Origin of the sequence: Halobellus sp. MBLA0158 (assembly GCF_041477585.1) — an archaeon.
Taxonomy (GTDB): domain Archaea; phylum Halobacteriota; class Halobacteria; order Halobacteriales; family Haloferacaceae; genus Haloquadratum; species Haloquadratum rubicundus.
This window is the reverse complement of record NZ_JBGNYA010000001.1, coordinates 2,630,811-2,642,924: the sequence shown is the minus strand read 5'-3', so window position 1 is coordinate 2,642,924 and position 12,114 is coordinate 2,630,811. Positions and strand designations below refer to the sequence as shown.

Annotated in this window: 15 protein-coding genes and 1 tRNA gene; 11 read left to right on the top strand and 5 right to left on the bottom strand. The window is 71.2% G+C overall.

Annotated features, from left to right (window positions below; translation table 11 throughout):
• Window positions 1-3: 3 nt before the first annotated feature.
• Window positions 4-342 carry a DUF7126 family protein gene (locus OS889_RS13340; RefSeq protein ID WP_372391621.1) on the top strand — a complete coding sequence of 113 codons (339 nt, stop codon included), beginning with the start codon at window positions 4-6 and terminating at the stop codon, window positions 340-342.
• Window positions 343-354: 12 nt separating this feature from the next.
• Here the strand turns inward: OS889_RS13340 and OS889_RS13335 are convergent, their stop codons facing one another.
• Entirely contained in the window at window positions 355-1,281 is a 927-nt protein-coding gene (locus OS889_RS13335; protein ID WP_372390503.1) for a hypothetical protein, read from the bottom strand.
• 68 nt (window positions 1,282-1,349) lie between these two features.
• Complete coding sequence (locus tag OS889_RS13330) at window positions 1,350-2,537, bottom strand: HD domain-containing protein (RefSeq protein WP_372390500.1); 1,188 nt, start codon at window positions 2,535-2,537, stop codon at window positions 1,350-1,352.
• Between the two features lie 113 nt (window positions 2,538-2,650).
• Here OS889_RS13330 and cofD point away from each other — a divergent pair, with 113 nt between their 5' ends.
• From cofD to OS889_RS13295, 7 genes are all read left to right on the top strand, one after another.
• The gene (cofD, locus tag OS889_RS13325) at window positions 2,651-3,655 is read left to right on the top strand and encodes a 2-phospho-L-lactate transferase (protein WP_372390497.1); all 1,005 of its coding nucleotides are present in this window, start codon (window positions 2,651-2,653) and stop codon (window positions 3,653-3,655) included.
• A complete protein-coding gene (locus OS889_RS13320) occupies window positions 3,652-4,410 on the top strand; it encodes a tRNA-dihydrouridine synthase (RefSeq protein ID WP_372390494.1) in 759 nt (252 codons plus the stop codon). Before cofD ends, OS889_RS13320 begins: the two co-directional genes overlap by 4 nt.
• A complete protein-coding gene (locus tag OS889_RS13315) occupies window positions 4,407-5,279 on the top strand; it encodes a triphosphoribosyl-dephospho-CoA synthase (RefSeq protein WP_372390492.1) in 873 nt (290 codons plus the stop codon). Before OS889_RS13320 ends, OS889_RS13315 begins: the two co-directional genes overlap by 4 nt.
• The gene (locus tag OS889_RS13310) at window positions 5,276-5,971 is read left to right on the top strand and encodes a DUF447 domain-containing protein (protein ID WP_372390489.1); all 696 of its coding nucleotides are present in this window, start codon (window positions 5,276-5,278) and stop codon (window positions 5,969-5,971) included. Before OS889_RS13315 ends, OS889_RS13310 begins: the two co-directional genes overlap by 4 nt.
• A gap of 75 nt (window positions 5,972-6,046) precedes the next feature.
• Window positions 6,047-6,664: an NUDIX hydrolase gene (locus tag OS889_RS13305; protein WP_372390487.1), complete on the top strand. Its 618-nt coding sequence runs from the start codon at window positions 6,047-6,049 to the stop codon at window positions 6,662-6,664.
• A gap of 70 nt (window positions 6,665-6,734) precedes the next feature.
• Window positions 6,735-7,466, top strand: coding sequence for an SDR family NAD(P)-dependent oxidoreductase (locus OS889_RS13300; protein ID WP_372390484.1), 732 nt, complete (start codon window positions 6,735-6,737; stop codon window positions 7,464-7,466).
• Between the two features lie 45 nt (window positions 7,467-7,511).
• Window positions 7,512-7,754, top strand: coding sequence for a hypothetical protein (locus OS889_RS13295; RefSeq protein WP_372390481.1), 243 nt, complete (start codon window positions 7,512-7,514; stop codon window positions 7,752-7,754).
• 37 nt (window positions 7,755-7,791) lie between these two features.
• On the opposite strand, the gene OS889_RS13290 is transcribed toward OS889_RS13295, so the two are convergent.
• The gene (locus OS889_RS13290; RefSeq protein ID WP_372390478.1) at window positions 7,792-8,082 is read right to left on the bottom strand and encodes a hypothetical protein; all 291 of its coding nucleotides are present in this window, start codon (window positions 8,080-8,082) and stop codon (window positions 7,792-7,794) included.
• Between the two features lie 260 nt (window positions 8,083-8,342).
• On the opposite strand from OS889_RS13290, the gene OS889_RS13285 reads away from it, so the two are divergent.
• Window positions 8,343-8,426, top strand: a tRNA-Leu gene (locus tag OS889_RS13285).
• 586 nt (window positions 8,427-9,012) lie between these two features.
• On the top strand, window positions 9,013-10,050 hold the full coding sequence (locus tag OS889_RS13280; protein ID WP_372390476.1) for an AIR synthase family protein: 1,038 nt from the start codon (window positions 9,013-9,015) through the stop codon (window positions 10,048-10,050).
• 12 nt (window positions 10,051-10,062) lie between these two features.
• On the opposite strand, the gene OS889_RS13275 is transcribed toward OS889_RS13280, so the two are convergent.
• Complete coding sequence (locus OS889_RS13275) at window positions 10,063-10,557, bottom strand: DUF309 domain-containing protein (protein WP_372390473.1); 495 nt, start codon at window positions 10,555-10,557, stop codon at window positions 10,063-10,065.
• 61 nt (window positions 10,558-10,618) lie between these two features.
• Between OS889_RS13275 and OS889_RS13270 the strand changes: the two genes are divergently transcribed.
• A complete protein-coding gene (locus OS889_RS13270; protein WP_372390470.1) occupies window positions 10,619-11,437 on the top strand; it encodes a M14 family metallopeptidase in 819 nt (272 codons plus the stop codon).
• A 33-nt stretch (window positions 11,438-11,470) separates the two neighbouring features.
• On the opposite strand, the gene OS889_RS13265 is transcribed toward OS889_RS13270, so the two are convergent.
• Window positions 11,471-11,920 carry a UPF0179 family protein gene (locus tag OS889_RS13265; RefSeq protein ID WP_372390467.1) on the bottom strand — a complete coding sequence of 150 codons (450 nt, stop codon included), beginning with the start codon at window positions 11,918-11,920 and terminating at the stop codon, window positions 11,471-11,473.
• Between the last annotated feature and the right edge of the window lie 194 nt (window positions 11,921-12,114).

The window sequence follows — 12,114 nt, the reverse complement described above, 5'->3', positions numbered from 1 at the left end:
GCGATGAAAGTCCTGCTCGCCGGCGCCGACGTCGACGGCCTCGGCTCGGAGCTGGAGGCGCTCGGCGCCGACGTCGTCCGCATCGAGGGGATGGCGACCCGCGAGTCGCTCTCGGACGCCGGCCTCGCGGAGGCCCACACGCTCGTCCTGACCGAGATGGACGACGCCTCCGCGATCCCCGTCGCGAAGGAGGCGAACGCCGGGATCCGCGTCGTCACCTACGCCCGCGACTCCCTGCCGGAGTTCGCCCGCGGTCAGACGGACCTGGCGATCGACCCCGCGCTCTTGACCCCCGACGTCGTCGCCGACGAGCTCGTCGACGGCCGCGTCGACGCCGACTGACGGCCCCTCGCCCTACCGTTCGTCCTCTAACTGCGTCGCACACAGCGACGGCCCCGGCACGAGCGAGTCGTCCGCGGCGTCGGGGAGGCCGATCGCCGGCCGGCCGTCCTCGCCGACGAACACCGAGAGGCCGGTCCAGGCGGGCGCGTCAGGATCGGAGAGGGTCCAGGTCGCCGTCGCGTCCGGGTCGTCGACAGCCGCGTCCGCGACGTCGACGCTGACGCGGTAGGTCCCCCGCCGGACGGCGAGGTTTCCGAGCACGTACTCGTAGGCCGGGTCGGGGGCGTCGTCGCTCGCCTCGACGGTCGTCGAGTAGACCGCCTGCGGCGCGCCGTCGTCGAGGTAGTCGACGAGGACGCGCACGTCGCGGGCCGCCCCGTCGAAGCGGAACAGGTGGATCTCCGCGCCGTAGTACTCCTCGGGAGCGACGGCGTTTTCGGCCGGATCGTCGGCCGCGAACGCCCTGTCGGCGGACTCGCAGACGACGGCGCTCCAGGGGGCGACCTCGTGGCGCCCCTCCCGCCCGACGAAGTGCGGGACCTCGTGGCGGTTGATGCCGTAGCCGCCGCGCTCGCCGTACTCGCCCGAGGCGCGGCACGCGCCGAAGAGGTAGAACCCGGCGTCGGTCGTCGCGGCGAGCGCCGCGGCGGGCTCGCCGACCTCGGGGTTCCGCGCGCCCCGTTCGCCGCCGTGTTCGACGATCCGATTGCGGGCGGCGATCCGCTCGTACTCGCGGACGAACGCGAGCGCTTCCTGTGCGGAGGGGGCGTCCGGCGGCTCGGGGAGCGGGCGCGTCTCGGTCAGCGGCGTCGCCGTCGGGCCGGGGATCGCCGGGTCCGCGTCCGTCGGGCGCGGGGTCGTCGGCGCGGTCCGGCCGTTGCAGCCGGCGAGCGAGGCGGGGAGGAGGGCCAGGGCGGCGAGCAGTCGTCTGCGGCGCATCAGCCCCCGGTCGTCGGCGGAGCGGTAAGGCGTTTGTGTCGGCGGATGGGTTTCGGTCCCCGAGGAGCTCACTCGGCGAGCCCGAGCACCGACGCGGCCGCCGCGCCGACCGCGTCGACCGACTCCGCGGGCGCGTAGACGCCGAGCCGCCACTGCGCGCGTTCGGCCGCCCGGAGCGCGCCCACGAGCTCGGACGCGTCGGTGAGCTGCTGGACCACGCCGTCGACGACGACGCGGGTGCGCGACTCCTTGAACCGCGGTCGCGCGGGGACGTCGAGCAGCACCTCGTCGCGGTCGACGCCGGCGCGTTCGGCGATCTCGGCCGCGTCCGCGCGGATCTCGGCACGGTCCAGCTCGACGACGTCGGCGGGGACGCTCCCGAGCGAGTCCCACCGCGCGCGCTTGTAGAGGTCGCGGTGCTCGATCCGGCGGGCGAGGTCCGGGGTCGTCTCGCGGAGCGCGACGAGGAGGTCGTGGTCGGCCATCCGGCGGAACGTCGCGACGTCGACGCCCGGCCCGCCCTCCGCGGGCGGCCCCAACCCCTCGGCGTCGAGCAGCCGCTCGGAGGCGCGTTCGAGCATCGCGCCGGCGATGCGGGAGACGTGGTGGCGGTAGACCGTCCCGTTCATCAGCGCGCGCGCCAGCAGGAGCGACTCGGCGGTCTGGACGTTGCCCTCCGCGAGGACCAGCCGACCGTCGCGGTAGCGGAGTTCGCGCACGAGCCGTCCGACGTCGATCGTGCCGTAGGGGACGCCCGTGTGGTGGGCGTCGCGGACGAGGTAGTCCATCCGGTCGACGTCCAGTTCGCCCGAGACGAGCTGGCCGAGTTCGCCCTCGCCGCGGACGAGCGACGCCACGCGCTCGGGGTCGAGGTCGTGGCCGCGGAGGACGGCGGCCGCCTCGGTGCCCCGAAGGATGGGCCCGATCTCGTCGTGGTGGGCGCCCGTCCGGCGGCGGATGACCTCCTCGGTCTGGTGGCCGTAGGGGCCGTGGCCGACGTCGTGGCAGAGCGCGGCGGCCCGGACGTGGCGGGCGCGGTCGCCGCCGATGCCGAGGTGGTCGAGCGCGCGCGAGGCCAGGTGATAGACGCCCAGCGAGTGCTCGAAGCGCGTGTGGTTCGCCGAGGGGTAGACCAGCCGGACGGTCGAGAGCTGCTTGATGTGGCGGAGGCGCTGGAGGAGCGACGTGTCGAGGAGGTCCCGCGCGACGGGGCCGAGAGAGATGTAGTCGTGGACGCTGTCCTTGATCGCGTGCATACCCCGACTGGGAGAGCCGGCCGCAAATAGCCCCGGTTCGAGGCGCCCGGTCACCGCTCGGCGGTCTCTTCCGGTGTGAGAACGTTCAAACCGTCACCGACGCAATCGCGGGTATGGTCACGTTCCTCGCCGGCGGGACCGGCACGCCGAAGCTCCTCGACGGCGCGGACGCGGCGTTCGACCTCGCCGAGGCGACCGTGATCGCGAACACCGGCGACGACGTCGAACTCGGCGGCCTCCTCGTCTGCCCGGACGTCGATACCGTCCTCTTCTACGGCGGCGGCGTCCTCGACACCGAGACGTGGTGGGGGATCGCAGGCGACACGACCGCGACCCACGAGGAACTCCACCGGCTCGCGGACGCCGCGGGCCTCGACGGCGGCCCGCGGTACCTCCCGGACGACGCCCAGACCGCGGGGCGGGACATCGCCCGCTGGCGGCGCTTCTCCGGCGTCGCGGAGTTCATGGAGATCGGCGACCGCGACCGCGCGGTCCACGTCACGCGGACCTCGCTGCTCGACGAGGGCCGCTCGCTGACCGAGGTCACCCGCACCCTCGCGGACGCCTTCGATCTGACGGTCGATCTGCTCCCGATGAGCGACAACCCGGTCGCGACGATCGTCCACACGCCGGAGGGCGAGATGCACTTCCAGGAGTACTGGGTCCACAGACGGGCCGACCCCGAGGTCCGGGACGTCGAGTTCCGCGGGGCCGCAGCGGCGACGCCGACGCCCGCGGTCCGCGAGGCGCTGTCGGATCCGGTCGTGATCGGCCCCTCGAACCCCGTGACGAGCATCGGCCCGATGCTCGCGATGGACGGCGTCGCGGCGGCGCTCGAATCGACGCCCGTGGTCGCCGTCTCGCCGTTCGTCGGTCGCGAGGTGTTCTCGGGCCCCGCGGCGGAGCTGATGGCCGGCGTCGGCCGCGACCCCTCGACCGCGGGCGTCGCCGCCGCGTACCCCTTCGCCGACGCGTTCGTCCTCGACGACGCCGACGGGACGGACCTGGATCGTCCGACCGTTCGGACCGACACGCGGATCGACGGGTCCGACGACGCGGCGCGCGTCGCGAGAGCGGTCGAATCGGCGTTCCGTAAGATCGGCGCGGAGGTCCGATGACGCCGCTCTTCGAGCCCCGCGTCGCGCTCGCAAGCCTCAGCGGCGAGGCCGACGCCGAGTGGGCCCGCGCGGGCAGCGACCACGCCGGCGCGGCCTTCCTCGGCGGCGTCGCCCTCGACGGGGCCACGCGAGCGGCCGCCCGGGAGATGGTCGACAGGGACCGCGAGGAGTTCCTGCCCGCGGATCCGATCGCGTTCGTCGAGGCCCAGCTCGACGCGCTCGCGGACGCCCCGATCAGGCCGGGCGTGAACGTCCGGAGCGCGACGCTCGGGCCGATCAGGGAGGTCGCTCGGGCCTGTGCCGACCGCGGCGCGATCGTCGAGATCAACGCCCACTGCCGACAGGCCGAGATGTGCGAAGCCGGCTGCGGCGAGTCGCTCCTCCGCGACGCCGACCGTCTCTGCGAGCAGGTCGCCGCCGCGGCCGACGCGGACGCGCCAGTGAGCGTGAAGGTCCGCGCGGAAGTCGACGGCGTGGCTCTCCCGGCGGTCGCTCGGGCGGTGGCGGACGCCGGCGCGGACGCGATCCACGTCGACGCGATGGACAGCGAGGCCGTCGTCGCCGACGTCGCGGCGGCCGCGCCGGCGCTGTTCCTGATCGCCAACAACGAGGTCAGAGATCGGCGGAGCGTCCGCGAGTACCTCGACTACGGCGCCGACGCCGTGAGCGTCGGCCGCCCGAGCACCGACGCGCGGGTCCGGCGGCGCGTCCGCCGCGCCGTCGACGAGTGGTTCGCGGAGGCGGTCGGCGGATGAATCCGCCGAACTCCGGCGCCGGAGAGCGTTCTCCGGCCGAAAACGCTCAGCTCGCGCTGCTGCTGGACGTCGCGGCGGCCCCCAAGCCGGGCAACGTCGACCGCGACCACGACCACGCCGACCTCCGGGTCGAGCACTTCCTGGCGGGCGCGGTCGGCGCCGCTCCCGGCCTCCGGCGGGCCGCCGCGGGGGCGCCCGTCGGGCTGGCATTCGAGCGCGCGGTCGCCGGAATGGCCCGCCGAGCCGGCACCAACACGCAGTTCGGATCGCTGCTCCTGCTCGTGCCGCTCGTCCGCGCGGCGGCCGACGGTGGCGCCGAAGACCACTCGCTCTCTCCCGACGGCGCCGCGGACGTCGTCGCCGCCACGACCGTTGCCGACGCGGCGGACTTCTACCGCGCGTTCGAGCACGTCGAGGTCGCGGTCGACGACCCGCCGCCGGGGATGGACGCCCTCGACGTCCGCCGCGGCGCAGACGCGATCCCGGTCGTCCGAGAACGCGAACTGACGCTCGCGGAGATCCTGGCCCGGAGCGAGGGCGACGGCAACGCCCGCGAGTGGGCGACCGGCTTCGAGCGGACGTTCGAGACCGCCCGAGCGATCGCGGACGGCGACGGACCGCTTCCGGGCCGGATCTCGCGCGCCTTCGTCGACCGCCTGGCGCGCACCGAGGACACGCTGGTGCAGACGGTCCACGGCCCCGACGTCGCGGCCGCGGTCCGGGAGCGCGCGGCGGAGGCGCGCGGCGACCCCGACGCAGTCGCCGAACTCGACGCCGACCTCGTCGACGCCGGCATCAACCCCGGGACGACCGCCGATCTGGTGACCGCGGCGACGTTCGTGGCGCTCGAACGGGGGGTCGAGGTGTGACCGAGTCGGGGTCGGACCTCACCGCGAAGGCTGAGTGGCCGCTCTCCCTCCGGGGCGTCACGGAGACGGTCGTGACGAGCCGCGGGCCGAACGACCGCTGGAACGTCGCCGCGCTCGGCGTCCACGCGCCGGAAGAGACGGGTCGAGACGGCGACGCTCGCGACGACGGAGACGACGTCCCCAACGGGGGCGTCGCGACCGCGACGACCTGGGGCAACACGCGGACGCGAAAGAACTTCGACCGCCGCGGGCGCGGCGTGATCCAGTTCGTCTCGGACCCGCGGACGTTCGTCGAGGCCGCGGTGACGATCCGGGAGGAAGCCGACCCCGTGTTGCCGTCGGCCCACGCCTGGGCCGAGGTCGAAGTCGAGCGGATCGAGTCCGGCGAATCCAACGGCACGCGTCGGGAACGGTGGGCGCTGTACCCCGTCGAGTCCGCGGTCCGAGAGCGGGTCGTTCCGCGACTGAACCGCGGCGCCGCGGCCGCGATCGAGGCGACGGTCGCCGCGTCCCGACTCGACGTGCCCGCGTACGACACCGACGAACTCCTCTCGCGGCTCCGGTACTTCGCCGAGACGGTCGATCGTTGCGGCGGCGCCCCCGAGCGCGAGGCGTTCGCGATCCTCGACGACGCGACCGATTGGCGCGAACGCCTGCCCGACGAGGTCGACGCGCCGCGGTTCGACGCGTGAGAGCGGACGGGCGTGCCGAAACGGTGACCGACACGCATCGAAGACTCCTTGGTCTCCCTCTCCGAGTGGGCGAGTATGAGTGTAGACGAGCGCGACGACGCCGCGTCGGGCGAGGCCGACGCCGACGCCGGCGGGGACGCGGCCGCGGGCGAGCAACACGAAAACGCCCTCCAGGACGTCATCGCCGTCGACGAGGACGACAACCGAACGGGACTCGTCAACCGACTCGACGCCCACACGGGCGACGGCATCCGCCACCGGGCGTTCACCTGCCTCGTCTTCGACGGCGAGGGGCGGATCCTGCTCGGCCAGCGCGCGCCCGGCAAGCGCCTGTGGGACACCCACTGGGACGGCACCGTCGCCTCCCACCCGGTCGAGGGACAGTCCCAGATCGACGCGACGAAACAGCGCCTCGAAGAGGAACTGGGCGTCACGCCGGACCAGTACTCCGACCTCCGCGTGACGGACAAATTCGAGTACAAGCGCTACTACGAGAACGCCGGCCTGGAGTGGGAGGTCTGTGCCGTCCTGAAGGTGACGCTCGACGACACGACGCTCGATCCCGACGAAGACGAGATCGCGGGCCTCCTGTGGGCCGACTACGAGCACCTCCACGAACACCCCGAGTGGTACCGTCAGCTTCGGCTGTGTCCGTGGTTCGAGATCGCGATGCGCCGGGACTTCGAGGACTGACAATAGACATTGTGACAAGAGTCAGTACGAGACGGAACCCCCTTTTACGCACACCGCGTTGTCCGAACCGATGACCGACGACCGATCGGACGCCGCGGCGACGCCCGACCCCGAGCTGTACGACTCGCTGGACGGACAGGTCGCGCTCGTCACGGGGGCGAACCGCGGCATCGGCCGACAGATCGCGGCGAACCTCGACGACCTGGGCGCGACGGTCTTCGCCGCGACCCGCTCGATGCGTCACGACGTCCCCGAGGCGTGGGAGCACCTCCTCGTCGACGTCACCCAGGAGGGCGAGATTTCCGATATGGCCGACGAGATCTTCCAGGCCGCCGGGCGGCTGGACGTCGTCGTCAACAACGCCGGCGTCGGGGAGTTCGACTCCGACATCGTCTCCGAGTCGGTGGAGACGATCGACCGGACGCTCGCGACCAACCTCCGGGGCCCGATGCTCGTCTGCAAGCACACCGTGCCCCTGCTGCTCCAGAACGAGGGCGGTCGCGTCGTCAACGTCTCCTCCGGGATGGGCGCGCTCTCCGAGTCGCAGTCGGGCGGCTCCCCGGCCTACCGCGTCTCGAAGACCGGACTGAACGGCCTCACCGCGTACCTCCACGGCGAGTACGGCGACGAGGGCCTGCTCGCGAACTCCGTGTGCCCCGGCTGGGTCCGGACCGAGATGGGCGGCGAAGAGGCCGACCGATCGGTCGCGAAAGGCGCGGAGACCCCGACGTGGCTCTGCCGCTTCCGGCCGGGGTCGCCCGCGGGGCGGTTCTGGCGCGACAAGGACGCGATCGAGTGGTGACGCGACGACACAGCGCTTATCACTCCCCCATTCGTCGGAGCAGATATGTCCGAAGAGCCGGGGTTCGGAGAGATTCCGGGCGCCGTCGGTGACTACGCCGCGGGCGTCGCCGACGTGTTCGCCCGCGGGATCGTCGTCGCGGCCGCGGTCGCGCTCCTGCTCGCGGCCGTCCCGCTAGCGATCGTCGGGGGCGGAGTCGCGCTCGTCGCCCTCGCGGTCGTCGCTCCGGCCGTCGCGGCCGCGATCGCGCTCGAACTCCCCGACCGGCTGCGCGAAGCGCTCGAATAGTAGCCCACGTCGGTCGAACGCGACGTCGACGCGACCGCTATCTCAGCCACGCGAAGAGCCCTCTGAACAGATTTTTGAATCCGATATTGCCTCCGAAGATCACGAGCACGAACAGGAACGCCAGCAGCGACAGCCCGTTGGCCGCGATCTGGGCGCCGCTCGCCGAGTCGAGTTGGGCCAGGAACAAGAGCGTCGCGAGCCCGCCACCGAGCTTCAGGAACAGCACTACGAAGACCACGGAGTCGGGATCCCGCGTGTCTCCGAGCCACAGCCACACGAAAGCGAGCGCGATACTGATCCAGTACAGTGTCGTCGGTCCCCAAGACATCAGATCGATCCTCGCGCTGATCCGACCGCCCACGTCGACTCCCCGCTTTCGAGGGCCTCGGAGTGGCGCTCGGTTCCCGCGTCGATGACGGTCTTTCGCGCTTACTACCACATACCAAATTACTCTCTCAATTCAATATACCGATACCAATCTCACGAGATACCGACCGTGCGGATCTTCGGCGAGGGTCGAGCCGTCTCGAGATCCTGAGCAGAAACCGGAGGCTTAAACGGCTCTGGGGGCGTTCGCCCGAGTGCGGCGCGAGGGTGGCCGAGTCTGGAAAAGGCGGCGGACTCAAGATCCGCTCTCGTAGGAGTCCGTGGGTTCAAATCCCTCCCCTCGCACTTCTGAAGGCCAGACACGCCTGTTACTGGCAAAATTATCCAAACGTTAGTCTGGACTCTTTGGTTCCGCTTCGGTTTTCATCCTCGGCGGATGACAGTAGGGACGTTACTTGGCTCGTTGGGCTACGCTACTATCGAACACCGAGCTCGTAGCGTGCTAAAATCATCATAATATACCGGGAATTCGATCCCGAATGCATACCGATAGTCGGAAAAACAAAGCATATATTCATTCAACGAGATTCCCCGAGCGTCCTGCAAGGGACATCGCCGATCTCACAGCGTGAGCGATCGGCATAGTACCGGGCTAGCAACCCGATATCACTGCTTTTCGCGCGGTGACGCGTACTATATAGCCGTCAGGAGAGGTCTTAGCGAGCTTCTTATGTCACTCTCCGAAAGCAACGGGTGACGCGAGCCGGGTCGTCACCGGCGGGATGAGCTCCGCGCCATACGCGCTCGCGTCGCTTCGTGAGCCGGTCGGTCCGGGTCCCCCCGTCCCGCGACCGACCGTTCTTTTCCTCGCGACGGTGCCTGCCAGCGACGACAGCGCCACGTTCAAAGCCCGCGCCGGCGACGGTCCGCTATGGCGGATCTCGGCAAGGTCGACCGCACGTTCTTCGACGAGTACGTCTTTCCGCGGCTCGGTGCCGACCGCACGGACGTCGCGCTCGGCCCGACGCACGGCGTCGACTTCGGGCTGTTGGACGTCGACGGCACCGCGGTCGCGATCGCGACCGATCCCGTTTCGATCCTCCCGGAGCTCGGCTTCGAGCGCGCCGGCCGCTTCGCCCTCGACTTCGTCCTCGCGGACGTCGCCGTCTCGGGGCTCGCCCCGTCTCACCTCGCGATCTCCTTCACGCTCCCGCCGGAGTTCGAAGACGAGTCGTTCGCGGCGATGTGGGACGCGATGCACGCCGAAGCCGAGGATCTCGGCGTCTCGATCGTCACCGGCCACACCGCCCGCTACGCGGGCTGTTCGTTCCCCTGGGTCGGCGGCGCGACCGCGCTCGCCGTCGGCGATCCCGCGGACGTGATCCGTCCGGACGGCGCCCGCGCCGGCGACGACGTCCTCGTGACGAAGGGCCCGGCCGTCGAGACGACCGGGCTGCTCACCACGCTCTTCCCCGAGCAGTTCGACCTCAATGCGGCGACGCTCGCGGCCGCGCAGGCCCGACTCGACGAGGCCGCCTGCGTCCGGGACGCGATGACCGCGGCCGCGGCCGGCGGCGTCCACGCGATGCACGACGCGACCGAGTGCGGGCTGTTCGGCGCGTTCGTGGAGATGGCGACCGGCGCGGGCGTCCGGCTGGACGTCGCGACGGACCGGATCCCGTTCCGGCCGGGCGTCCGCGAGACCTGCGACGCGCTGGGGATCGATCCCTGGCGGGCGACGACCGGCGGGACGCTCGTGCTGGCGGTCGATCCCGACCGGACCTCGGCCGTCGTCGACGCGCTCGAAGCCGAAGGCACGCCTGTCGGCGTAGCCGGGACCGTCGAGGCGGCCGGCGAGAAGGGCGAGCCAGATCCGGGCGTCGTCGTCGACGGCGAGGAGATCTCCCACCCCGAGGTCGACCCGTCGTGGCAGGCCTACGAAGAACTCGCGCGGGCGAGCGAGAGGTAGCGCCGACCGACCTCACTCCAACTGCTCGGCGTACTCGCGGTCCAGCCGGTCGGCCTCGGGCCGCTCGCCGTCGAGTTCGATCCGCCAGCCGTCGAGGGCGGTCGCGTCCGAGAGCGCGGCGTCGAGCGTCGCCCTGACGTCGTCGACGTCGACGCCGTAGTAGTCCCCGGGCACGCCGCTGAGGTACTGGAGCGCGGTGCGGAACAGCGACCGCATCCCGTCGTCGTCCTCGAAGTCGTAGTGCTTGTACGCGCCGGCGGCGACCTGGACCATCCCGTGGAGGAACGCGCTCTCTGTCGTCCCGGAGCCGTAGTTGTACCACTCGATCTCGAAGCAGTCGTGCGCCTCGTGGAACGCTTTTGCATTGTACAGCCGGACGCCGTGGACGGTCGCCCGGCGGAGGGTCCCGTGTTCCCACCCGTTCGATTCGATCCGCTCGGGGTCCCAGCCGGTGGGCGCACCGTAGGTCGGCGGGCCGACGGCGTCGTCGCGGGTGTGGTCGCTCACGGTCCCGCTTGGCGCTCCACAAACAAAGAGATTTGACTCTCCGTCGCCTCCGGACACGTGAATGCGAATATACGAACTCGGGGAGGGGACGCCCGAGGTCGCCGTCGTCGGCGCGGTCCACGGGGACGAGCCCTGCGGCCCGCGCGCGATCGAGCGGTTCCTCGCCGACGACCCCGACGTCGAGCGGCCGGTCAAGCTCGTCGTCGCCAACGAGGAGGCGCTCGACGCCGGCGTCCGCTACCTCGACGAGGACCTCAACCGCGCGTTCCCCGGCGACCCGAACGCCGACACGCACGAGGGGCGACTGGCACACGACTTGGTCCGCGAGCTCCGCGGCAAGACCGTGCTCTCGTTGCACTCCACCCAGTCCTACGCCGAGCCCTTCGCGCTCGTCGACGGGATCGACGCCGTCACGCGCGCGATCTGCCCGCACCTCCCGATGGAGTACGTCGTCGAGACGGGCCAGTTCGCGGTCGGACGGCTCATCGACCACGCCCACACCATCGAAGTCGAGTGCGGCCTCCAGCGGAGCGACGAGGCCGCGACGAACGCCTACTGGATCGTCCGCGCGTTCCTCGCTGCGACGGGGGTCCTTCCGGCGCCGATCGAGGGCGACGTCGAGCCGCCGCTGTCGCTGCACCGCCGCGACGAGACCGAGGTCACGGTCTTCCGACTCCTCGATCAGATCCCCAAAGATCCCGCCGAGGACTACCGCGTCTTCGTCGACAACTTCCAGCGCGTCGCGCCCGGCGATCCCGTCGCCGCGGCGGACGGCGAGGCGTACAACGCCGAAAACGAGTTCTATCCCGTGTTGCTCTCGGCCCACGGCTACGAGGACGTCTTCGGCTACGCGGCCGACCGGATCGGGACGCTCGCGTAGGTCTCGGGCTGTCGGAGTCGGGCGAAACCGCGACTACGACTCCGGCGGCGCCAGTTCGACGAGCTCTAGGTCGCGATCCAGGTAGCAGAACTCGTGCGGCGGCTCGCCGCGCACCTCGTCGATCCGGTACTCCGACTCGAAGTCCGCGCCCTCCGGAACGCAGTACTCGTGGCTCGGGCACTCGGTGTGCGGACAGGGACCGGGCAGGGACACCTTGCTGCCGGCGTAGGCGCCCTTCGAGGCCACGTTGGCGATGATCGAGGCGGGCTCGACCTCGACGGCGCGGACGCCGGTGTCGTGGACCGCACAGTCCAGTAGCTGCCCGCTCTCTCGAATGTCCGTCACCTCGTAGCGGACGCCCTCGGTGAGGTTGAGACACTGCTTCCGGTACGGACAGCCCTCGCAGGCCGCCGACTCGCCCTCGTAGACGAACTCCGTCCCCGGAGACGCGAGGCGATCGCCGATGAGCGTGACCTGGGACATCTGGATCTGGCCGTGACTACTCGGCGCGCGCGGTTAAGCGTGTGCGTCCGCGCTCGCGCACCTGCTGCGCTGTGGCGAACAGTCGGCACGCCGTTCCGAACCGCCCCCGCGTCGACGTGCCGAGCGACCGCGGCCCGACGCGGGACGTGTGTCAGTACACACGCCTCCTGGCTTCGAATCGGTATAAGAACCTA